This is a genomic window from Variovorax sp. GW823-FHT04F07, from assembly GCF_058795995.1.
In genome coordinates, this window is record NZ_JBXAIG010000004.1 from 197,873 (window position 1) to 219,518 (window position 21,646).

General features: G+C 70.0%; 16 protein-coding genes. 9 read left to right on the top strand and 7 right to left on the bottom strand.

Going from position 1 to position 21,646, the window contains the following annotated elements:
- Positions 1-150 precede the first annotated feature (150 nt).
- Together AC1RAA_RS20020 and AC1RAA_RS20025 are read left to right on the top strand one after the other, a co-directional pair.
- Positions 151-615 (top strand): DUF3717 domain-containing protein, encoded by a 465-nt coding sequence (locus AC1RAA_RS20020; protein WP_492730226.1) that lies wholly within the window; start codon positions 151-153, stop codon positions 613-615.
- A 2-nt stretch (positions 616-617) separates the two neighbouring features.
- Positions 618-923 (top strand): DUF2007 domain-containing protein, encoded by a 306-nt coding sequence (locus AC1RAA_RS20025; RefSeq protein ID WP_492730228.1) that lies wholly within the window; start codon positions 618-620, stop codon positions 921-923.
- 13 nt (positions 924-936) lie between these two features.
- On the opposite strand, the gene AC1RAA_RS20030 is transcribed toward AC1RAA_RS20025, so the two are convergent.
- The 4 genes from AC1RAA_RS20030 to purB all read right to left on the bottom strand — a co-directional run bounded on the left by AC1RAA_RS20030 (position 937) and on the right by purB (position 6,385).
- Positions 937-1,497: a YaeQ family protein gene (locus tag AC1RAA_RS20030; protein WP_159279170.1), complete on the bottom strand. Its 561-nt coding sequence runs from the start codon at positions 1,495-1,497 to the stop codon at positions 937-939.
- Positions 1,498-1,531: 34 nt separating this feature from the next.
- On the bottom strand, positions 1,532-3,682 hold the full coding sequence (locus tag AC1RAA_RS20035) for a TonB-dependent receptor family protein (RefSeq protein WP_492730230.1): 2,151 nt from the start codon (positions 3,680-3,682) through the stop codon (positions 1,532-1,534).
- 55 nt (positions 3,683-3,737) lie between these two features.
- On the bottom strand, positions 3,738-4,862 hold the full coding sequence (locus tag AC1RAA_RS20040; protein WP_492730232.1) for a PepSY-associated TM helix domain-containing protein: 1,125 nt from the start codon (positions 4,860-4,862) through the stop codon (positions 3,738-3,740).
- Positions 4,863-5,005: 143 nt separating this feature from the next.
- Positions 5,006-6,385, bottom strand: coding sequence for an adenylosuccinate lyase (gene purB / locus AC1RAA_RS20045; RefSeq protein WP_095950454.1), 1,380 nt, complete (start codon positions 6,383-6,385; stop codon positions 5,006-5,008).
- 119 nt (positions 6,386-6,504) lie between these two features.
- On the opposite strand from purB, the gene AC1RAA_RS20050 reads away from it, so the two are divergent.
- Positions 6,505-7,116 (top strand): glutathione S-transferase N-terminal domain-containing protein, encoded by a 612-nt coding sequence (locus AC1RAA_RS20050; protein ID WP_492730234.1) that lies wholly within the window; start codon positions 6,505-6,507, stop codon positions 7,114-7,116.
- A gap of 330 nt (positions 7,117-7,446) precedes the next feature.
- On the opposite strand, the gene AC1RAA_RS20055 is transcribed toward AC1RAA_RS20050, so the two are convergent.
- On the bottom strand, positions 7,447-8,067 hold the full coding sequence (locus AC1RAA_RS20055; protein WP_492730236.1) for a glutathione peroxidase: 621 nt from the start codon (positions 8,065-8,067) through the stop codon (positions 7,447-7,449).
- A gap of 128 nt (positions 8,068-8,195) precedes the next feature.
- Here AC1RAA_RS20055 and AC1RAA_RS20060 point away from each other — a divergent pair, with 128 nt between their 5' ends.
- The 3 genes from AC1RAA_RS20060 to AC1RAA_RS20070 all read left to right on the top strand — a co-directional run bounded on the left by AC1RAA_RS20060 (position 8,196) and on the right by AC1RAA_RS20070 (position 10,614).
- Positions 8,196-9,053 carry a ferritin family protein gene (locus AC1RAA_RS20060; protein WP_062475258.1) on the top strand — a complete coding sequence of 286 codons (858 nt, stop codon included), beginning with the start codon at positions 8,196-8,198 and terminating at the stop codon, positions 9,051-9,053.
- Between the two features lie 98 nt (positions 9,054-9,151).
- Complete coding sequence (locus AC1RAA_RS20065) at positions 9,152-10,042, top strand: RNA polymerase sigma-70 factor (protein WP_492730238.1); 891 nt, start codon at positions 9,152-9,154, stop codon at positions 10,040-10,042.
- Positions 10,043-10,146: 104 nt separating this feature from the next.
- Complete coding sequence (locus AC1RAA_RS20070; protein WP_062475252.1) at positions 10,147-10,614, top strand: carboxymuconolactone decarboxylase family protein; 468 nt, start codon at positions 10,147-10,149, stop codon at positions 10,612-10,614.
- Positions 10,615-10,617: 3 nt separating this feature from the next.
- On the opposite strand, the gene AC1RAA_RS20075 is transcribed toward AC1RAA_RS20070, so the two are convergent.
- Both AC1RAA_RS20075 and glnE read right to left on the bottom strand, forming a co-directional pair.
- On the bottom strand, positions 10,618-11,739 hold the full coding sequence (locus tag AC1RAA_RS20075) for a septal ring lytic transglycosylase RlpA family protein (protein ID WP_492730240.1): 1,122 nt from the start codon (positions 11,737-11,739) through the stop codon (positions 10,618-10,620).
- Entirely contained in the window at positions 11,732-14,527 is a 2,796-nt protein-coding gene (glnE, locus tag AC1RAA_RS20080) for a bifunctional [glutamate--ammonia ligase]-adenylyl-L-tyrosine phosphorylase/[glutamate--ammonia-ligase] adenylyltransferase (RefSeq protein ID WP_492730242.1), read from the bottom strand. The genes AC1RAA_RS20075 and glnE overlap by 8 nt, the downstream gene beginning before the upstream one ends.
- A gap of 25 nt (positions 14,528-14,552) precedes the next feature.
- Here glnE and AC1RAA_RS20085 point away from each other — a divergent pair, with 25 nt between their 5' ends.
- The 3 genes from AC1RAA_RS20085 to AC1RAA_RS20095 are packed head-to-tail and all read left to right on the top strand — an operon-like array spanning position 14,553 to position 21,609.
- Complete coding sequence (locus AC1RAA_RS20085; RefSeq protein WP_492730244.1) at positions 14,553-18,719, top strand: YhdP family protein; 4,167 nt, start codon at positions 14,553-14,555, stop codon at positions 18,717-18,719.
- Positions 18,716-19,534, top strand: a complete 819-nt coding sequence (locus tag AC1RAA_RS20090) for a carbon-nitrogen hydrolase family protein (RefSeq protein WP_307695237.1) — start codon at positions 18,716-18,718, stop codon at positions 19,532-19,534. Before AC1RAA_RS20085 ends, AC1RAA_RS20090 begins: the two co-directional genes overlap by 4 nt.
- 2 nt (positions 19,535-19,536) lie before the next feature.
- On the top strand, positions 19,537-21,609 hold the full coding sequence (locus AC1RAA_RS20095) for an ATP-binding protein (RefSeq protein ID WP_492730246.1): 2,073 nt from the start codon (positions 19,537-19,539) through the stop codon (positions 21,607-21,609).
- The last annotated feature ends 37 nt before the right edge of the window (positions 21,610-21,646 follow it).

Consider the following 21,646-nt stretch of genomic DNA (forward strand, 5'->3'; position numbering starts at 1 on the left):
ACCAAAAGTTTTCTTTACATTTAAGGGCAAATGTCCGGAGGGGCGCATGCAGCGGGCATTGGATGCTCCATTTTTGGGAGCGCATATGGCCCTAGGAAGGGGCGGGACATTGCGGGACTATGATCGCCGCTCGCTGTTTTTTCACTCTCCATGGCCGCCATCCACATCACCGACATCGAGGCCGCCATCAACCACTGGCGCGAGAAGTCTCCCTCGCCCGACGGCATCACGCTGGCGCCCGAGTTGCGCGCGCTGGCCGAGGTCTACGCGCTCATGGTCTTCCACCACGAAGACGAGGTCGACGAGGTCGGCTTTCCCGCCAAGGCCTGGGCCGCCTGGCTCGACTGGTACCACAACACGCCCGACACGCCCTGCATCGCGATCTGCTCGACCAGCCAGGGCGACGACGAGTGCAAGGGCTGCGGACGCAGCTTCGACGAGGTGCAGTACTGGCCGGCCATGACGCCGGTCGAGAAGCGCGTCACCTGGCGCCGCATCACCATGGAAGACTCGGCCTGGCGGTTCAACCGCTATGCCGAACGCGCACGCGAGGCCGAGCCCTCCGCCGCGCAGCCCGAGTTCGACCCGGACGACGAGAAAAACTGGGCCCCCTGACCATGCGCCGCCTCGCGCAAGCCCCCAACCTCGCGATCGCGACCGTGTGGGCGCACGCCTTGTGCGAGGAGGGCGTGGCCGCCACCGTGCAGCGCGAGTTCCTCGGCGCGGTCATGGGCCAGCTGCCGCCCGACCAGTGCCTGCCCGAGATCTGGATCGACGACGCCTCGCAGTACGAGCTCGCGAAGCGCCTGCTGCACGAACTGCAGAACCGCCCGCAGCGCAGCTGGCTGTGCGTGTGCGGCGAGCAGGTCGAAGGCGGCTTCGAACAGTGCTGGCAGTGCGGCGAGATGATGCCGGCGGCCTAGCCGCGCGGCCTCTTCACTTCCACTTGAGCAGTTCGACGTCGATGCTGTTGACGCCGTCACCCAGCGTCAGCGTGCTTTCCTGGATCGTCGCCTGCAGCTGCATGCTGCGCTGCGCCAGCCTGGCGAGCGCCTGCGAGGCCTCGGTCGGCACGCGGTAGACCTTCAGGTTCTGCGGCCGCGTGAGCTTGCTCTCGATGCCGCGCCACCAGATCTCGGCCGCGTGGTTGAAGCAGTAGACGATCACCTCGTCCGCCTTGCCGCAGGCCTTGATGATGGGCTTGTCTTCCGGCTGGCCGACCTCGATCCAGATCTTGGTCTGGCCCGTGAAGTCGCGCAGCCACACGTCGGGTTCCTCGACGTTCGACAGGCCCGCGCCGAAGGCCAGCGTGCCGTCGCCGTTGCAGATGTCCTGCAGCTGGTGCGCGTTGAGTGCGAGCGCGACCAGCCGGATCATCATCCGCTCGTCGGTCTCGCTGGGGTGGCGCGCCAGGGTCAGCGCATGGTCGGCGTAGTAGCCGTGGTCGATGTCGGCCACCGCGAGGGTGGCCTTGAAGATGGTGGATTTGAGAGCCATGGGTGCGCGAGTGTATGCGCGCGCCCCTCCGGCCTCAGAACGCCAGCGACGCCTGCAGGTACACCGTGCGCGGCTGGCCCACGTACTTGCCGCCGTTGTTGTCGACCGAACGGTTGTAGTAGCGGCGGTCGAACAGGTTCTTCACGCCCACGGCCAGCTTCAGGTGGCTCAGCGAGGGGCCGAAGTCGTAGGCCGCGCGCAGGTTCACCGTGCCGTAGCCCGGGATGTCGCCCAGCCGCCCGCTCGGGTCTTCCACGGTGATGTACTTCGCGCCGTCGTCCGGCGAGCCCGGCGAACGCTGCTTGGATTGCGCGTAGAGGTCGGCGTTGAGCGTCCACGGCCCGCGCTCGTAGCGCGCGCCGAGCGTCGCGACATGGCGCGAGTAGAAGGGCAGGTCGCGCCCCGCGAACACGCCCGCCTTCGAGGTGGCCTGCGTGTACGTGTAGGTGCCCGACACCGACAGCCCCTTGAGCGCGTCGCTCAGGCTGCCCAGGTCGTAGCGCAGCGCCGACTCCAGCCCGCGGTGGCGCGTGGCGCCCAGGTCGGTCCACTGGCCGACGTCGCCGGTGATGGAGCGCGCCAGCTGCAGCTCCTTGTCGAAGTTGATGTTGAACAGCGTCAGCTCGCCGCTCCACGATTCGCCCTTGTACTTGGTGCCGATCTCGTAGGTCTTGGCCTTCTCGGGGTGCAGGCTGGTGGTCGACTGCGCGAGCTGGGCGTACTGCTGCGGCCCGAACGACACGCCGGCATTGGCGAACAGCGTCCAGCGCTCGCTCATGCGGTAGAGCACCGACAGCGTGGGCAGCACCTCGTTGGAGTCGATCTTCGGGTAGATCGCGTTGGTGATGCGGTTGTTGGCCACCGTGAACACGTCGTTGTGCGAGCGGAAGGACTCGTAGCGCACGCCGGGCGTGACCGTCCAGTTGCCGAAGTCGATGCGGTCGTCGATGTAGAACGCATGCGCGGTCGTGCCGCCCTTGCTGGTCTGGTACGCGGGCTGCGCGAGCGCGTAGGCGTCGAAGCCCGGCGCCGGCCGGTAGTAACTGCTGCGCGTGGCCACCTCGGAGGCCTCTTCCTTCAGGTAGCGCGCGCCGATGCTGATTTCCTGCACCACGCTGCCCGAGTCGATCAGGCGCGAGTAGCGGGGCTCGAAGGCGTAGGTCTTGTAGTTGCGCGGCGCGGTGGTCAGGCGGCGGCGGTTGGCGTTGGCGCCCGTGCCTTCCTGCTCGAGGTAGCTGCTGCGGTACGAGTCCGTGTAGTAGGTCAGCATCTCGAACTTGTTCACGCCGTCGTTGTGCGTGTACTTGAGCGAGCCGTCGGTGCGGCGGCCCGTGAACTCGTCGTAGGGGCGGTCCGACTGGAACGGGTTGGCCGCGAACTGCGCCGTCGTCAGGCCGCCGGGCATGCGCCCCTTGCCTTCGAAGTGGTGCAGCGAGATCGCGATGTCGTCGGTCTTCGAGAGGCGGTAGGCGCCCTTGAGCATCAGGTCGTCGATGCGGGTCTTGTCGTTGCTCTGGCGCCAGCCGTCGCCGTGCGTGCCCGAGTACAGCAGTGCCAGCCCCAGGCCGTTCTCGTTGGTGCCGCCGATGAACAGGCTGGGCGTGGTCTTGGTGCCGCCGCCGTGGCTGGCGCTCTCGACGCCCACGCCGACTTCGCCCGCGAACTGCTTGGGGATCGAGCGCGTCACGAAGTTGATGATGCCGCCCACGTTCTGGGGGCCGTAGCGCACCGAGCCCGCGCCGCGCACCACGTCGACCGCCTCGAGGCTGCCCAGCGACACCGGTGCCAGCGACAGCTGCGGCTGGCCGTAGGGCGCGTAGGCCAGCGGCACGCCGTCCAGCAACACGGTCGAGCGCGGCGACAGCCGCGAGGTCAGGCCGCGCACGCCCACGTTGAGCGAGATGTCGCTGCCGCCGGTGCCGTTGCTCTCCTGCACCTGCACGCCGGGCACCTGGCGCAGCACGTCGCGCACGCTGGCCGAGCCGCTTTCCTGGATCTGCTGGCGCTCGACGATGCTGCGCGCGCCGGCGTGCTCGAGCACCTTGGTCTCGGTGGGCGTGCCGAGCCAGTCGCCGGTGACGGTGATGGCCTCGAGCGACTTCGACGGCTCGGGGTCGGCCGCGAAGCTGTGCAGGCTCAGGGGCAGCAGGGCCAGGGCGATGGCGGTTTTTTTGTGCGGGAACAAGGGAGTCCTCCTCGATGTATTTGTGATGGATGAAGGGATGGGATGTGTGCGTCGTTCAGGGCGCCGCGCCGCGCGACAGTGCCTGGCTGCGCGCGGCCGCAGCCACCGCACGCCGGCGCCACCAGAGCCAGACGCCACTCAGACCGAGGCCGGCCAGCGCCAGGCCCAGCAGCGCGGTGACCGCCTGGTGCACCACGCCGCCGAGCACGCCGGTGTGCAGCGGGTAGATCACGGCCACCGCACCGTTGCCGGTGTCCATGTCCTGCCAGCGGCGCACGCCGAGCAGCTCGCCCGTGACCGGATGCACCCACACCGAGCCGATGCCGTTCGGGTGCGGGTCGTCGGCGAGCCGGAAGCGCACGCGCAGCGGCCGGTCCGATCGGCCGGGCACCTGCACGTAGCCGATGGGCTGGCCGGGGAACACGGCCTGCGCGCGGGCGACGAGCGCGTCGAGCGGCAGGCGAGGGCCGGTGGCGGTGCCTTTGGGCACGATCGGCGCCTTGGCGGGCACCTGCCCGAGCGCGGTCGAGATGAAGCCGCCCAGCGGTCGCCAGGCCATGTAGGCGCCGGTGAAGACCGACACCGCGATCAGCAGTCCGAGCACGGCGCCGCCGGTGCGGTGCAGGTCGAACAGCCCGCGCAGCAGGCCGCGGTCCAGCACGATGCGCAGCGAGGGCGGCCAGCGCGCCGGCCACCACAGCACCACGCCGGTGACCAGCAGGAACAGGTACGCCAGCGCGGCGATGGCGAGGATGCCCTTGCCCGTGTCTTCCAGCAGCAGGCTGCTGTGCAGCTCGAACAGCAGGTTGTAGGCGCCTTCGTGCGTGCCGCGGCGGCCCTGTTCGGCGCCGGTAGCGGGGTCGAGGTAGAGCGTGCCGTCCCACGGGCCGCGCACCAGCACCCAGAGCGTGTCGCCGGGCTGGCGCGGCGGGCGCAGCGTGAGGTTGGTGTCGGGGCCGAACTCGGCGAGCAGGCGTTGGCGCAGCGGCTCCAGCGGCGCCGGAGCCGCGTTGCCGTGACTGCGCGCAGTGAAGAGCTCAGGATGCGCTGCGCGGTCGAGCGGCAGCGCCACCACCAGCAGGGCGCCCAGGAGCGCCGTGAGGGCGAGCAGCGGCCCGAGCGTGAGGCCGATCCATCGGTGGAGCGTGAGCCAGAGGCGTCTCAGTGGGGCGCGCCGCATGAACAACGGGGACGTCGAGGCGTCCCGTCAGGGTTGTCGGCTGGCGTGCCCTGCACAGGGCACGTTGGCTGGGAGGTATCGGTGGGCGAACGAGGCGCACCGGCCGTGGGCGGCACGGGCCGGCGGATCGTCGCGGGGGAAGCCTAAATTCTACGGGCCAGCTCGGCCGCCTTGCCGGTGTAGCTGGCGGGCGTCATGGCCAGGAGGCGGGTCTTCTCTTCCTCGGGAATGGCCAGCGAGCGGATCAGCCCGTGCAGCGCCTCGGCCGTCACGGTCTTGCCGCGCGTGACTTCCTTGAGCTGTTCGTAGGCGCCCTGCACGCCGAAGCGGCGCATCACGGTCTGGATCGGCTCGGCCAGCACTTCCCACGAGGCCTCGAGGTCGTCGGCCAGCGCTTCCTGGTTGATCTCGAGCTTGCCCAGGCCGGTGGCCAGGCTCGCGTAGGCCAGCGTGGCGTAGCCGAAGGCCACGCCGATGTTGCGCAGCACCGTGCTGTCGGTCAGGTCGCGCTGCCAGCGGCTGATGGGAAGCTTTTCGCTCAGGTGGCGCAGCACCGCGTTGGCCAGGCCCAGGTTGCCCTCGGCGTTCTCGAAGTCGATCGGGTTGACCTTGTGCGGCATGGTCGAGGAGCCGATCTCGCCCTTCTTCAGGCGCTGCTTGAAGTAGCCCAGGCTCACATAGCCCCAGATGTCGCGCGAGAAGTCGACCAGGATCGTGTTGACGCGCGCCACGGCGTCGAACAGCTCGGCCATGTAGTCGTGCGGCTCGATCTGGATGCTGTACGGCTGGAAGCTCAGGCCCAGGCCCAGCGGCGCGGGTGTCTCGACGACCTTGCGGCTGAAGGCTTCCCAGTCGAACTCGGGCCAGGCGGCCAGGTGGGCGTTGTAGTTGCCGACGGCGCCGTTCATCTTGCCCAGCAGCTGCACGGCGGCGATTTGCGCGCGGGCCTTGGTCAGGCGCACCGCCACGTTGGCGATTTCCTTGCCGACGGTGGTCGGGCTGGCGGTCTGGCCGTGCGTGCGCGAGAGCATCGACACGTCGGCGAACTGGTGCGCCATTTCGCGCAGCTTGGCGATCAGGCCGTCGATGGCCGGCAACACCACGGTGTCGCGGGCGGCCTGGATCTGCAGGGCGTGGCTGGTGTTGTTGATGTCTTCGCTGGTGCAGGCGAAGTGCACGAATTCAGCGGCGGCCAGCAGTTCCGGCCGGGCTTCGAACTTCGACTTGATCCAGTATTCGACGGCCTTCACGTCGTGGTTGGTGGTCTTCTCGATGTCCTTGATGGCCAGCGCGTCGGCCTCGGAAAAGTGCGACACCAGCCCCATCAGGTACTTGCGGGCGCCGCCCGTGAGGGGCTTGAACTCGGCAAAGCCGCAGTCGGACAGCGCGATGAACCAGGCCACCTCCACCTGCACGCGACGGTGCATATAGCCCTGTTCGCTCATCAGCGGGCGCAAGGCCGCGAGTTTGGCCGCATAGCGGCCGTCAAGGGGGGAGAGGGCGGAGACGGTGGAAAAGCTCATGCCCGAATTTTAGGCGGCCGCCGGGTGGCCGCGCCGCGGGGGAATTCGGGCGCCGTCTTTTTCCCTTCACCTAAAATGCCTGCGAACAAACGTTAACAAGCGATGGGGAGAGAGCCTTCATGAAACTGATCGGATCCGCCGCCAGCCCGTATGTGCGCAAGGTGCGCGTGGTGCTGGCCGAAAAGCGGCTCGACTACCAGTTCGTGATCGAAGACGTCTGGTCCGCAGACACCACGATCGCCCATTCGAACCCGCTGGGCAAGGTGCCGTGCCTGATCATGGAAGGCGGCGAGGCGATGTTCGACTCGCGCGTCATCGTCGAATACATCGACACCCTGTCGCCCGTGGGCAAGCTCATTCCGCAGCAAAGCCGCGAGCGCGCCGAGGTCAAGACCTGGGAAGCGCTGGCCGACGGCGTCATGGACGCCGGCGTGCTCTGGCGGCTCGAAGCCACCTGGACCGGCCGCGCCGACGGCGAACGCAGCGCCGCCTGGATCGAGCGCCAGCGCGCCAAGGTCCAGGCCGGCGTGGCCGCCATGGCCAAGGGCCTGGGCGACAAGCCCTTCTGCAGCGGCATCCACCTGAGCCTGTCCGACATCGCGGTCGGCTGCGCGCTGGGCTGGCTGGGGCTGCGGTTTCCCGAGATCGACTGGCGCGGCGACCACGCCAACCTGGCCAAGTTGTACGACAAGCTCATGCTGCGGCCGAGCTTCATCGACACCCAGCCCTGAAACGACAAAGCGCCCCGTGGGGCGCTTTTTTCTTGGGGCCGTTCGGGCCACCGCATGCGGGAAGGCCGAGGGGGCGCTGCGTCATCGCGGGCCCCGCTGTCGGCGGGAAGACAAAAATGCTGCGAGGCGCCCCGACACGAAGGAGGGAGGGAGGGAGGAGGAGAAGAATCGCCTCGGGATTTCAACCGGACGGCAGGCGCCCGGAAGACCTCGCAACATGAAAACCTGTGGGCCTTGGCCGCCCACGCTCAAGTATGAGCGCGGTGCCGCCGCACGGTTCCCGTTCGAGTGGTAAACGTTTGTGACTCAAAGTTCACATTGCAGGGCCGGTCAGTCGCCGCTGGGGCCGAGCTGTTTCTCGATGACCTGGATGAAGCCGTTCTCGTCGGGCGCCGTCATGCTCGACCAGGCCTGCACCACCTTGCCGTCGCGTCCGATCAGGTACTTGTAGAAGTTCCATTTCGGCGTCGTGCCCGAGGCCTGCGCGAGCTGCTTGAACAGCGGGTTGGCGTCGGTGCCGCGCACCGACGACTTGGCGAACATCGGGAATTTCACGCCGAAGGTGCTTTCGCAGAAATCGGCGATTTCCTTGTTGGAGCCCGATTCCTGGGAGAAATCGTTCGACGGGAAGCCCAGCACCACCAGGCCGCGGGCGCGGTACTTCATGTCCAGCGCCTCCAGCCCCTTGTACTGCGGGGTGAAGCCGCAAAAACTGGCCGTATTGACCACCAGGACCACTTTTCCGGAGTACTGGCAAAGGTTCTGGGGCTTTTCATCCTGCAGCCGCGGGAAGCTGTGTTGCAGGATCGCCGGGCATCCCGCCGCAGCGCCCACCACGGGCGCGGCGGGGGCGGTCTGGGCACCCGCCGGGAGGGCGGCCACAAGGCTCGCCCCGAGTGAAAAGGCCGTGGCGCAACGTCGCAGCATCGACGATCGGGCGGGGGTTCGCATGACGGGCTCCTGGATCGAAAAGGGGGTGTGCATCTATGGCGCAAGCGCGCGCGTAAGCACATCATCGCGCGTCTGTCACGGGCGCGCCAAACGGCCCGACTAAAATCGGCGGCCATTGAAAGACTTTGATGCTCTACCCGGAACTCTTCAGACAACTCGAATCCGTCCGCTGGGACATGGACAAGGACATCCCCTGGCAGTCGTTCGACGCTTCCTTGCTGACTGAAGAGCAGGCGCAGACCATCAAGATGAATGCCATCACCGAGTGGTCGGCGTTGCCGGCCACCGAGATGTTCCTGCGCGACAACCGGCACGATAGCGACTTTTCGGCGTTCATGTCGATCTGGTTCTTCGAAGAGCAGAAGCACTCGCTGGTGCTCATGGAGTACCTGAAGCGCTTCAGCCCGCAGCACGCACCCACCGAGCAGGAGCTGCACGAGGTGCGCTTCGACTTCGACCCGGCGCCCCCGCTCGAAACCCTCATGCTGCACTTCTGCGGCGAGATCCGCCTGAACCACTGGTACCGCCGCGCCGCCCAGTGGCACACCGAGCCGGTCATCAAGCACATCTACACCACGCTGAGCCAGGACGAAGCCCGCCACGGCGGCGCCTACCTGCGCTACATGAAGCGCGCCATGGAAAAGTTCGGCGACGAAGCCCGTGCCGCCTTCACCAAGGTCGGCGTGCTCATGGCCAGCGCGCGCCGCACCGCCCAGGCGCTGCACCCGACCAACCTGCACGTGAACAAGGCGCTGTTCCCGAACGACACCATCCAGAGCCGCATGCCCGACCCCGACTGGCTCGAGCACTGGCTGGACAAGCAGATCAAGTTCGACGCCGGCTGGGAAACCAAGGTCGGCGAGCGCATCCTGCACAACCTGAGCCTGCTGATGAACCGCAGCTTCAAGACCGTGCAGGAGCTGAACCGCTACCGCAAGGAAGTCTCGGCCACGCTGGGCCCCAAGCCCGAATACCAGGGCGCCTGAGCCGCCCCCAAGAGCTCGATGAAATCGCCCCGCATGCCGGGGCGATTTTTTTGGGCGCCGGCTGTCACAGCCCGCCGGCCTCGAACGTCTAATCGGGCATGGACGACCCGACCCTCACCTTCGACAGCCACCGCCGCCGCCTCCAGGGCATCGCCTACCGCATGCTCGGCTCCGTGGCCGAGGCCGAAGAGGTGGTGCAGGACGCCTGGCTGCGCTGGCACGAGGCCGACAAGGCCAGTTTCGACAGCGCCGAAGCCTGGCTCGTGACCGTCGTCACGCGCCTGTCGATCGACCGGCTGCGCAGCGCCAAGGTCCAGCGCGAGCACTACATCGGCCCGTGGATGCCCGAGCCCACCCTCACCGGGTCGCCCGACACGCCCGAGGAAACGCTAGCGCGCGCCGACAACATCTCCGTCGCCTTCCTGGCCGTGCTCGAGCGGCTGGCGCCCGAGGCGCGCGCCGCCTTCCTCATGCGTGAGGTGTTCGACGCCGACTACGACGAGATCGCCCAGACCCTGGGCAAGAGCGAGGCCGCCTGCCGCCAGCTGGTGCACCGCGCCAAGACCCAGGTGCAGGAGGCGCGCCCGCGCTTCCAGGTCTCGCGCGAGACCCACCAGCGTCTGCTGCGCGCCTTCGCCGACGCGGCTGCGCGCGGCAGCATGCAGGACCTGAAGGCGCTGATGGCCGAAGACGTCGAACTCATCGGCGACGGCGGCGGCAAGGTGCAGACCTTCAGCAAGATCCTGCGCGGCAGCCAGCGGCTGGCGCAGCTGTACTTCTCGCTGTGGCGCCGCATGGGCGCGGGCGTGCGCATGGAGCTGGTCGAGCTCAACGGCGAGCCCGGGATGCTGCGTTTTCTGGACGGCGAACTCGAATCGGCCCAGACCTTCGAGATCGAGGGCGAGCGCATCGTGCGCATCCGCGCCCAGCGCAACCCCGACAAGCTGGCGCGCATCGCCCAGCTGTTCGCGGCCAAACGGGGCGGTTGAAGAAAAAAATCGCGCGGCCTGTCACAGGGCCGGTGGCTGGCGCGTCTTCAGGGTGTAGCAAGCGGATTTCGCTTGTTTCCTTCAACCACCCTGGAGTACATCTCATGAGCCAAGCCCCCGCCCTCCGTCTCGCCTGGACCAAGTTCGCCCCCAAGTCCTTCCAGGCCATGATCGCCGTCAACGGCAGCTTCGAGTCGAGCACGCTCGGCAAGGTGCTGATCGACCTCGTCTTTGCCCGCGTCTCGCAGATCAACGGCTGCGCCTACTGCCTGGACATGCACGTGCGCGACCTGCGCGTGCAGGGCGAAGACTGGCAGCGCATCAACAGCCTGGCCACCTGGCGCGAGGTGAGCCTGTTCAACGAACGCGAGCGCGCCGCGCTGGACTGGGCCGAGACGCTCACGCGCCTGGCCGACCACCACGCCGATCGCGATGCCGAGTTCGAAGCCCTGAAGGCCGTGTTCAGCGACCAGGAAATCGTCGAGCTCTCGCTCGCCGTGGCGCAGATCAATGCGTGGAACCGCCTCGGCGTGGGCCTGCGTTCGCAGGTCGTGGCCAAGGCGATGCCCTGAACCTCAGCGCCGCTCGACCACCATCGGCGCGATGCGCAGGTTGTCGCGCAGCTGGGTGACGGCCTCGCCCGCTGCATTGCGCGACGGGAACGGCCCGGCCTGCAGGCGGTGCGTGCCGGCTTCGCTGAACACGCGCAGCTGCGGTGCCAGCGTGGGCAGGCCGCGCGCGGCCTGGCTTCTCAGGGTCTCGGCGCCGTCGCGTTCGCGGAACGCGCCGAGCTGCACCCAGAAGCCGGCGCCAGCGGAAGAGGGCGTCGATGGCGCCGATGACGTTGCCGGCGCGGCGAGCGGGGCCAGCGGCGCAAGGTCGGTCACCACCATCGCCTCGCGCGGGCCGGCCGGTGCCTCGGGTTCCGACGGTGCCGCGGCCATCACCGGCGTTTGCGGTGCCACGGGCATCGTCGCGGCGGGGGCCGCAGCGGCCGTCATCGCGACCGGCGCGACCCAGGCCGAAGGCACGGCCACCGGCGCTGCCGCCACCCGGACGGGCGCGGGAGCCGGTGCCGGCGCAGGCGCCGTGGCATAGGCCGTGCCCGCATCGCGGCGCCAGGCGCCGGTGCGGATGTCCTCGTTGGTGATGCGCTCGATCTCCACGGGCGCCACGCCGCGCAGCAGGTCGAGCTTCAGCGCCGCCGTGTAGCTCAGGTCGATCACGCGGCCGTCCACGAAGGGGCCGCGGTCGTTCACGCGCACGATCACCTCGCGCCCGTTGGCCGGGTTGCGCACGCGCACGTAGCTCGGCAGCGGCAGCGTCTTGTGCGCGGCCGTCATGGCGTACATGTCGTAGGGTTCGCCGCTGGCGGTCGAGGCCGCATGGAACTTGCGCCCGTACCACGAGGCGATGCCCGATTCGCGGAACGGCCGGTCGTCGGTGATCGGCACGTAGCCCCGGCCCAGCACCGTGTAGGGCTTGCTGGTGCCGCCGCTGCTGCGGATCGCCTCGATGCGGGGCTCGGCGTCGGGCACGCGGTCCAGGTCGGACGGGATGTTGCTGCCGGGGCCGTCGCGGCCACTGGCGACGCTGCCACCACTGCTGCGCGGTCCGCTGGCGCAGCCGGCCAGCACGAGCGCGGCGGCCAGGGCGCAGGCCGTCAGCGCGCGGGAGGCGAGGGCGCGGTCAGCCAAAGACCGCCTTCCACAAGGCCAGCATGGCGTCGCGCTCGGCGCTCAGGGCGGGCGGCGTGACCTGCGTGGGCTCTTCGTTCAGGCGTGCGGTGTGCTGCACGCGGCGCAGCTCGCGGTAGGCGGTGGCCGCGTCGCGGCCCACGCCTTCGGGCAGCAGCCCGGCTTGCTCGGCGCGCAGCAGCAGCGCGATGTTGCCCAGGTTGGGAATCAGCTCGGGGTGCGCGCCCGAAGCCGACAGCACCAGGAACTGCACCGCGAACTCGGCATCGACCATACCGCCGGGGCTGTGCTTCACGTCGAAGCGGTCGGCCTTCACGGGGCGGGCGCCGCGCAGCTTGTTGCGCATGCCGATGATCTCGGCCTTCAGCGCCTCGCGGTCGCGCGGGGCCACCAGCACGGCCTCGCGCACCTGGTCGAAGCGCGCACCCAGTTCGGCACCGTGGTCGGCGCTGCCCAGCACGAAGCGCGCGCGCGTCATGGCCTGGTGCTCCCAGGTCCATGCGGTGTTGCTGCCGCGCCCGAGCTGGTACTTTTCGTAGGCCTCGAAGCTGGTGGTGAGTAGGCCCGAGTTGCCGTTGGGCCGCAGCGCGGTGTCGATCTCGAACAGGTCGCCCTCGCGCGTCTTCACCGTGAGCCAGTTGATGAGCTTGCGCACGTACGCCGCATAGACCTCGCCGGCGCGCTCGTCGTCATCGTCGTAGACGAACACGATGTCCAGGTCGCTGCCGTAGCCCAGTTCTTTGCCGCCCAGCTTGCCGTAGCCGATGATCGCGAACTGCGGCACCTCGCGGTGCCGGTTGCGCACGTGCGGCCAGCACCAGCGCGCGGTCACGCGCAGCGTGGTGTCGGCCAGCGCGCTCAGGTCGTCGGCCACCTGTTCGACGGTGATGCGGCCGTCCACGTCGCGCGCCAGCGTGCGGAACACCTCGGCGTGGTGGGCGTGGCGCAGCAGGTTCAGCAAACGCTCTTCGTCGGCCTCGCCGGTGCGGGTGAGCGAGGTGTGGCGCGCTTCGAGCTCGCGCTCGAATTCCTCGGCGATGAAGCGGCCCGAAAGCATCTCGTCGCTCGCGAGCTCGTCGATCACGCCCGGGTGCTGCATGAGGTAGCGCGCCGGCCATTTCGCGGCGCCCAGCAGGCGCAGCAGGCGTTCCTGCACGGCGGGGCGTTCGACCAGCAGCGCCAGGTAGCTCTCGCGGCGCATCAGCGGCTCGATCCAGTCGGCCCAGCGCATGGCGGCATCGACGTGGCGCGGCGTCTGTCCCGCGCCCTCGCCGTCGGGCTCCTTCAGCCACTGGCCGGTGCGTTGCACCAGCTGGCGCAGGCGGCCCCGGGTTTCCTCGCGCAGGGCGAGCACGCGCGGCGTCTCGCACCAGTCGCGGATGCGCTCGGCGAACACGGGCGGCAGGTCGTCGAGCAGGTCGACCAGGTCGGCGGGCGCGGCGGCCTTCTTGCCGTTGCACTTGCCGTTGCAGGGCTTCTCGCCGCCCAGCAGCTTGTCGAACTCCTGGGCCACGAACTCGCGGTGCGTGTCGAGCTGTTCGAGGAAGGGGCAGCAATCGGCGTAGCCCATCGACTGCGCGATCCAGCGCAGGTCGTCGTCGTTGACCGGCAGCACGTGGGTCTGCTGGTCGTCCAGGTACTGGATGCGGTGCTCCACGCGGCGCAGGAACTCGTAGGCCGCGGCCAGCGTGTCGGCCGTGTCCTGCGGCATGAGGTTGGCGCGCGCCAGCCGCTGCAGCGCGTCGAGCGTGGGGCGCGTGCGCAGCTCGGGAAACTGGCCGCCGCGCACCACCTGCAGCAGCTGCACGGTGAATTCGATTTCGCGGATGCCGCCGCGCGAGAGCTTCACGTCGTTGGCGCGCTCGGGGCGTCCGGCGCTGCGGCGCGCCGACTGTTCGCGGATCTGGCGGTGCAGGATGCGCAGCGAGTCGAACACGCTGTAGTCGAGATAACGGCGGAACACGAAGGGCAGCACCACGTTGCGTAGCGCCTGGGCCTGGCCGTCGAGCACCACGGCGCGCGGCGCGACCACGCGGCTCTTCATCCAGGCAAAGCGCTCCCATTCGCGGCCCTGCACCTGGAAATACTCTTCGAGCGCGTCGAGCGAGACCACGCTCGGCCCCGAGTTGCCGTTGGGCCGCAGCGCCAGGTCGACGCGGAACACGAAGCCGTGCTCGGTCACGTCGCCCACCAGCGCATAGATGCGCTTCACGGCCCGCGCGAAGTACTCCTGGTTGGACAGCTTGCTGCGCCCGTCGGCATCGCCGGCCGTGTCGCCGTCGACGTCGTACAGGTAGATGAGGTCGATGTCGCTGGACACGTTGAGCTCGCGCGCGCCGAGCTTGCCCATGCCGATCACCCACAGCTGCGAGCGCTGGCCTTCGGGGCCGAGCGGCGCGCCGTGCTGGGCGTCGAGTTCATGGCAGGCGTCCTGGCAGGCGATGTCCAGGGCCAGTTCGGCCAGCTCGGTCACGGCGGTGGTCACCACCGCGAGCGGGGCCTGCTGGTCGCAGTCGAGTGTGACCAGACGTTCCATCGTGAGCTGGCGCACGATGCGCAGCGCATCGCCCACGGCCACGCCGCGTGCGCGCAGGGCGTCGTAGGCGACGGTCATCGATTCGCGCCGGGGCTCGCCGGGCGGCAGCAATTCGAGCTCGGCCGCATAGCGGCGGCGCAGCCGCTGGACGAATCGGGAACTGGAAGAAAACGCGGGAGGCGTCGGATTGGATGGCAACTGATTCACACTGGTGTGGGTTGGCGCGGAACCCGGCTCAAGGCTGGCGGTCATAATTCCCGACACAGCGCGATCCTCAATGAACGACACGGCGTCTTCCCCTTCACGTCTGCTCCAAATCACCGCTGTGACAGCGCGCTGGCTATTGGGTCTGCTCTTCGCTGCGTGGCTTCTGCTGGCACTGTCAGTCGTGGTCCTGCACGCGTGGATTGTGCCGCGAATCGGCGATTTTCGCGGTGCACTCGAGGCGCAGGCTAGCAAGGCCATCGGTGTCCCGGTGCGCATCGGCGCCATCACCGCCCGTTCCGAAGGGCTATTTCCGGCCTTCGAATTGCGCGACGTGGTGCTGCAGGACGCAGACCAGCGCGAGGCCCTTCGCCTCGTGAGGGTGGTGGCGAGCGTGTCGCCGCGCTCGCTGTGGCGCCTGAATTTCGAGCAGCTCTATATCGAGGGCCCGCAGCTCGACGTGCGCCGCGACACTCAGGGAAAACTCCATGTGGCTGGATTGCACATGGAGACCGACACGACCGGAGAAACCCGCGCCGCCGACTGGTTTTTCGCGCAGCGCGAGTTCGTCATCGAAGGCGGCACCGTGCGCTGGACCGACGAGCAGCGCCGCGCCGAGCCGCTGCTGCTGACCGACGTGCGCTTCGTGTCCCGCAACGGCGCGCGCCGCCACGGCCTGCGGCTGGACGCCACGCCGCCGGCCGGCTGGGGCGAGCGCTTCACGCTGCGCGGCCAGTTCCGCCAGCCGTTGCTGTCGATCCGCAGCGGCCACTGGCAGACCTGGGACGGCCAGCTCTATGCCGACCTGCCCTACATCGACGTCACGCGCCTGGGCCAGTACGTCTCGCTCGACGCGCGCATCCGCGAAGGCAACGGCGCGCTGCGCCTGTGGGCCGACGTGGACGACGGGCGCATCGTCGGCGGCGCGGCCGACCTGGGGCTGAACCGCATCGACGCCTCGCTCGGCAAGGGGCTGCAGCCGCTGGTGCTGCGCGCCGTCACCGGCCGGCTGGCGGGACAGATGAACGCGGACACCTTCGAGTTCTCGACCACCGCCTTGCAGTTCGACACCGTCGACGGCCTGCGCTGGCCGGGCGGCAACCTGTGGCTGCAGCACACGCCCGCCAAGGGCCGCACGCCCGAGCACGGCGCGCTGAAGGCCGACCGGCTTGATCTTGCGGCGCTGGCGCTCATCGCCGACCGCCTGCCGCTGGGCGAGGCCACGCACCGCGTGCTGGGCGCTTATGCGCCGCGCGGGCTGGTCGAGCGCATCGACATGAACTGGCAGGGCGCGCCCGACGCGATCGCGCGCTACCAGGCCAAGGGCCGGGTCAGCGGCCTGCGCGTGGCCTCGCAGCCGGCGCCTGCAGCCACCACCGCCCCGGGCACCCCGGCACCGGCCGGCACCCCCGCCGCGCCGCCGCGCGTGCACCCCGGCACCCCCGGCCTCAGCGGCGCCACGCTCGACTTCGACGCCAGCCACACCGGCGGCACCGCCACGCTGGCCATGGCCAAGGGCACGCTCGAATTCCCCGGCGTGTTCGAAGACCCGGTGATCCCCATCGACCGGCTCTCGACCCAGCTGCAATGGAAGCTCGACAACGGCGCCATGCAGGTGCAGGTGTCGAAGCTGCGCTTCGCCAACGCCGACGCCGAGGGCGAGGCCGAGGCCCACTGGCGCACCAGCGACCCGGCCACCTCGAGCAGCCGCGCGCAGCACCCCGGCGTGCTCGACCTGCAGGGCAAGCTCACGCGCGCCGACGGCACCCGCGTGTTCCGCTACCTGCCGCTCGACATTCCGCAGCACACGCGCGACTACGTGCGCGAGTCGGTCGTCAAGGGCACCGCCAGCAGCGTCGATTTCCGCGTGCGCGGCGACCTGTACGACATGCCCTTCATGGACCCGAAGCAGGGCGAGTTCCGCATCGCGGCCAAGGTGTCGGACGTGCACTACGCCTACGTGCCGCCGTCGCTCGCGGCCGCCACCGCCGCGCCCGCGACCCCGGCGTCGCGCACCGGCCCGCCTGCCGCGCCGCCGCCGGTGTGGCCGGCGCTCACGGGCGTGTCGGGCGAGCTGGTGTTCGAGCGCGCGGGCATGCTGGTGCGCAACGCGCGCGGGCGCATTGCCGGCGCGCCCGGCGTCGAGGTCACGAAGGCCGAGGCTCAGATCGCGGACATGTCGCACCACGCCGCGCTGTTGCGTGTCGATGCGCAGGCCAAGGGCCCACTGGGCGAGGTGCTGCGCGCCGGCGCACCGCTGGCTGGCGAGGCCGGGCCCTTCCTGCAGCGCGCGCGCGCCACCGGCTCGGCCGACTACAAGCTGCGCCTCGACCTCCCGCTGGAAAACGTCGACAACACCAAGGTGCAGGCCACCGTGACGCTGGCCGACAACGAGCTGCAGGTGGTGCCCGAGGCGCCGCCGTTCACGCAGGCGCGCGGCACGCTCAGCTTCACCGACACCGGCTTCTCGCTGGCCGGCGTGCAGGCCCGCCTGCTCGGCGGCGAGGTGCGCGTCGAAGGCAAGGGCCGCTTCAGCGGGCCGCAGCGCGAACTTGCGCTGAAGGCGCAGGGCACGGCCAGCGCCGAAGGCCTGCGCGGCGCGCGCGAGGTCGACTGGCTCGCGCGGCTGGCCAAGCACGCCACCGGCAGCACGCCCTACGCCGCCACCTTCTCGATGCGCGACGACACGCCCGAGTTCTCGCTCACCAGCAACCTGCAGGGGCTGGCGCTGCAGCTGCCCACGCCGCTGGTCAAGACGGCCGAAGAGCTGATGCCGCTGCGCATCGAGAAGAAGGTGCTGGCGCGCGACGCCCGCCGCGCCACGCAGGACCAGCTGACGCTCGAGCTCGGCCGCGTCGGCTCGGTGCAGTACGTGCGCGAGCTGTCGGCCAACGGCCAGGCGCACGTGCTGCGCGGCGGCATCGGCATCGGGCTGGCGCCCGGCGAGACGGCGTTGCCGCCCGACCGCGGCGTGTTCGCCAACGTCAACGTCGCCAAGCTCGACATGGGCGCCTGGCAGACGCTGGTGGGCACCGCCGCGGTGGTCGGCGGCGGCGAGCGCGCCGACGATCCCGACCTGGCCTACCTGCCCACGCGCATCGCGGTGCGCGCGCAGCAGCTGGGCATCGCGGGGCGCACCCTGCACAACGTGGTGCTCGGCGGCACGCGCGAAGGCGCGCTGTGGCGCGCCAACGTCGACGCCTCCGAGCTGAGCGGCTACGCCGAGTACAGCCACAGCCAGGCCGGCCGGCTCTATGCGCGGCTCGCGCGCCTGAAGATCGCGCCGGCCGAGGCCACGCAGGTCGAGACCCTGCTCGACGAGCAACCGGGCACCCTGCCGGCGCTGGACATCGTGGTCGACGACTTCGAGCTGCTCGGCAAGCGCCTGGGCCGCGCCGAGATCGACGCCGTCAACCGCGGCGGGCGCGAATGGCTGCTCAACAAGCTCGCGTTCAGCGTGCCCGAGGCCACCTTCACCGCCAAGGGCACCTGGGCCGCACCGGCGGGCGGCGGCGCAAGCGCCGGCCAGCGCCGCACCACGGCCATGAACTTCAAGCTCGACATCGCCGACGCCGGCGACCTGCTCACGCGCTTCGGCATGCCGGGCGTGCTGCGCCGCGGCAAGGGGCGGCTCGAGGGCGAGGTGAACTGGCGCGGCTCGCCGTTCTCGCTCGACTACCCCAGCCTGGGCGGCCAGCTGCAGGTCGACGTGGAGCAGGGCCAGTTCCTCAAGGCCGACCCGGGCCTGGCCAAGCTGCTGGGCGTGCTGAGCCTGCAGGCGCTGCCGCGCCGGCTCACGCTCGATTTCCGCGACGTGTTCAGCCAGGGCTTCGCCTTCGACTTCATCCGCGGCGACGCCAAGATCAACAAGGGCATCGCCAGCACCAACAACCTGCAGATGAAGGGCGTGAACGCCGCCGCGCTCATGGACGGCTCGGCCGACATCGTGCGCGAGACGCAGAACCTGCGCGTCGTGGTGGTGCCCGAGATCAACGCCGGCACGGCCGCGCTGGTGGCCACGGCCATCAACCCGGCCATCGGCCTGGGCACCTTCCTCGCGCAGTGGGTGCTGAGCAAGCCGCTCGCGGCAGCCGCCACGCAGGAGTTCCACGTCGAAGGCACCTGGGCCGACCCCAAGATCGCCAAGGTGCCGCGCTCGCTGCAGCTGCTGCCCGGCCTGCCGGGTGGATCGACATCCACGGGCGCCAGCGAAGGCAAGAAAACGGAGACCACGCAATGAAAGTCGCAGCCATCCAGATGGTGTCCGCCATCGCCCGCGAAGCCAACCTCGTGCGCGCCCATGCGCTGCTCGGGCAGGCGGCGCGCGACGGCGCCGAGCTTGCGGTGCTGCCCGAGTATTTCTGCATGATGGGCGCGCGCGACACCGACAAGCTCGGCCTGCGCGAAACCGCCGGCGCCGGCACGGTGCAGGGCTTCCTGGCCGACGCGGCGCGCGAGTTCGGCCTGTGGATCGTGGGCGGCACGCTGCCCATCGAGAGCGACGACGCCGACCACGTCTTCAACAGCTCGCTGGCCTTCTCGCCCGAAGGCAAGTGCGTGGCGCGCTACGACAAGATCCACCTGTTCTTCTTCGACAACGGCACCGAGCGCTACGACGAACGCCGCGTGATCGCACCGGGTGCCGAGCCCGTGGTGTTCGAGCTGCCCTCGCGCGACGGCCACGCCTGGCGCATCGGCATGAGCGTCTGCTACGACCTGCGCTTTCCCGAGCTGTACCGCGCGCTGGCGGGGCAGGGCGCCGACCTGCTGCTGGTGCCCAGCGCCTTCACGCGCACCACCGGCGCCGCCCACTGGGAGGTGCTGCTGCGCGCGCGCGCCATCGAGAACCTGGCCTGGGTGGTCGCGCCCGCGCAGGGCGGCACGCACGAGAACGGCCGCCAGACCTGGGGCCAGTCGCTGGTCATCGACCCCTGGGGCACGGTGGTCGCGCAGCAGGCTGCCGAAGAGGGCGTGGTGCTGTTCGACCTCGACGCCCGGCAGGTCGAGCGCACGCGCGCCCAGCTGCCCGCGCTGTCGCACCGCGTGCTCGCCTGACGATGGCCGACGAGGCGCTCGACGTTCCTGCACCGCCGCCGCAACAGCAGCCGCAGCGCCGGGGATGGGGCGTCGCCTTCGCGCGCCTGCGCTCGCTGTGGAAGCGCTGGTTTCTGTGGCTGCTGCTGGCGGTGCTGGTGTCGGCGCTGCTGGTCACCGTCGTGTGGCTGGCCGGTCGGCACGAGGTCGAGCAGGTGCAGGCCGCGCTGGAGCGCGACACCGCCGACGCCGTCGTCGACCTGCGCAGCGGCCTGCAGCGCAACGCCCAGAGCCTGCGCGCCACGCTCGCGCCGGGCATGGAGCGCACGCACTGGGCCGACCGCGCGGCGGCGCAGCTGCGCGAGCACCGCGAATGGCTGCGGCTCGAATGGCGCGACGCGCAGCTGCAACCCATCGAGGCCGTGAACACGCCCTACCGCACGCGCATCCTCGAGGAAAGCAACCGCGGCCCCGCGCAGTCCGACGTGGCGCAGGCCTGCGCCACCGCGCGCAAGGCCGGCGCGCCCGCCTATTCGCCCAGCCACTACGTGCCTGTGGCCGGCGGCGGTGGCGTCGAGGTGATGGAGCTGTGCCTGCCGATGGACGCCGGCGACTACCTGGTGGCCAGCTATTCGCTGCGCGACACGCTGGTCGAGCTGGTCGGCCCCACGCTCACGCGCGGCCAGGAGGTCGCCTTCACCGAGGCCGACGGCACGCGGCTGGTGGCGCTGGGCACCTCGCGGCGCATCGGCACGCGCGTGTTCACCTCGCAGCAGCGCATCGACCTGCCGGGCGCCTCGCTCATGCTGCGCGTGGACGGCTGGCGCGCCGCGCCCGACCTGTTCCCGAACATGCTCACGGCGCTGGTCACAGCGATCTCGATCGCGCTCGTGTCGGTGCTCGTCCTGCTGGCGCGCGACACCCGCCGCCGCCTGCGCGCCGAACGCGACCTGGCCGACGCGCTGGCCTTTCGCAAGGCGATGGAAGACTCGGTCATCACCGGCCTGCGCGCGCGCGACCTGCAGGGGCGCATCACCTACGTCAACCCGGCCTTCTGCGAGATGGTCGGCTTCACGCCCGAAGAGCTCATGGCCGATAGCGTCGAGGCGCCCTACTGGCCGACCGAGCTGGCGCACGAGTACCACCTGCGGCAAACGCGCCGCTTCGCGGGCGGCCTGCCGCCGCGCGAGGGCTTCGAGTCGGTCTTCATGCGCAAGGACGGCACGCGCTTTCCGGTGCTCATCTTCGAGGCGCCGCTGATCAACGCGCACAAGGTGCAGACCGGCTGGATGAGCGCCTTCATCGACGTGAGCGAGCAGCGCCGCGTCGAGGAACTCTCGCGCGCCAGCCAGGAGCGCCTGCAGGCCAGCGCGCGCCTGGCCACCGTGGGCGAGATGGCCTCGCTGCTGAGCCACGAGCTCACCCAGCCGCTGGCCGCCATCGCCAGCTACGCCACCGGCTCGCTCAACCTGATCGGGCCCGAGGCGCGCGGCGAGCAGGCCGAGGTGGCCATGGCCGTGAGGCGCATCGCCGAGCAGGCCGACCGCGCGGGCCAGGTGATCCGCAGCGTGCACGACTTCGTGCGCCGGCGCGACCGCATGCGCGAGGCCGTGGCGCCGCAGGCGCTCATCGACGCCGTGCTGCCGCTGGTGCGGCTGCAGGCGCGCAAGCTCGACGTGACGATCGAGATCGTGTGCGAAGAGCGCCTGCCCGCCGTGGTGTGCGACCGCACGCTGGTCGAGCAGGTGCTGCTGAACCTGGCGCGCAACGCCATGCAGGCCATGGACGGCGCCGACCACGCGCCCGGCAGCCGCGTGCTGCGCCTGCGCGTGGCGCGTGCCCTGCCGGTGGGCGCCACCGTGCCGGCCGACGGCCGGCGCTGGCTCGAGTTCTCCGTGGCCGACCTGGGTTGCGGCATCAGCGAGGAGGTGGCGGCGCGCCTGTTCACGCCCTTCTTCACCACGCGCCCCGACGGCATGGGCCTGGGCCTGAGCCTGTGCCGCACCGTGGTGGAGCAGCATGGCGGCGCGTTGATGTTCGAGCCCAACCGCCCCCGGGGCACCGTCTTCAGGTTTACCCTTCCCGCTGCGGGATAGCCGCCTTTTTCTCTTCTTCGTTTTCTCTGTTCCGCTG

Coding starts and splice junctions, on each gene's coding strand:
- AC1RAA_RS20025 (WP_492730228.1), top strand. CDS start 618: ATGCGCCGCCTCGCGCAAGCCCCCAACCTCGCGATCGCGACCGTGTGG.
- glnE (WP_492730242.1), bottom strand. CDS start 14,527: ATGACCGCCAGCCTTGAGCCGGGTTCCGCGCCAACCCACACCAGTGTG.
- AC1RAA_RS20095 (WP_492730246.1), top strand. CDS start 19,537: ATGGCCGACGAGGCGCTCGACGTTCCTGCACCGCCGCCGCAACAGCAG.
- AC1RAA_RS20030 (WP_159279170.1), bottom strand. CDS start 1,497: ATGGCTCTCAAATCCACCATCTTCAAGGCCACCCTCGCGGTGGCCGAC.
- purB (WP_095950454.1), bottom strand. CDS start 6,385: ATGAGCTTTTCCACCGTCTCCGCCCTCTCCCCCCTTGACGGCCGCTAT.
- AC1RAA_RS20060 (WP_062475258.1), top strand. CDS start 8,196: ATGCTCTACCCGGAACTCTTCAGACAACTCGAATCCGTCCGCTGGGAC.
- AC1RAA_RS20065 (WP_492730238.1), top strand. CDS start 9,152: ATGGACGACCCGACCCTCACCTTCGACAGCCACCGCCGCCGCCTCCAG.
- AC1RAA_RS20040 (WP_492730232.1), bottom strand. CDS start 4,862: ATGCGGCGCGCCCCACTGAGACGCCTCTGGCTCACGCTCCACCGATGG.
- AC1RAA_RS20085 (WP_492730244.1), top strand. CDS start 14,553: ATGAACGACACGGCGTCTTCCCCTTCACGTCTGCTCCAAATCACCGCT.
- AC1RAA_RS20070 (WP_062475252.1), top strand. CDS start 10,147: ATGAGCCAAGCCCCCGCCCTCCGTCTCGCCTGGACCAAGTTCGCCCCC.
- AC1RAA_RS20020 (WP_492730226.1), top strand. CDS start 151: ATGGCCGCCATCCACATCACCGACATCGAGGCCGCCATCAACCACTGG.
- AC1RAA_RS20090 (WP_307695237.1), top strand. CDS start 18,716: ATGAAAGTCGCAGCCATCCAGATGGTGTCCGCCATCGCCCGCGAAGCC.
- AC1RAA_RS20055 (WP_492730236.1), bottom strand. CDS start 8,067: ATGCGAACCCCCGCCCGATCGTCGATGCTGCGACGTTGCGCCACGGCC.
- AC1RAA_RS20050 (WP_492730234.1), top strand. CDS start 6,505: ATGAAACTGATCGGATCCGCCGCCAGCCCGTATGTGCGCAAGGTGCGC.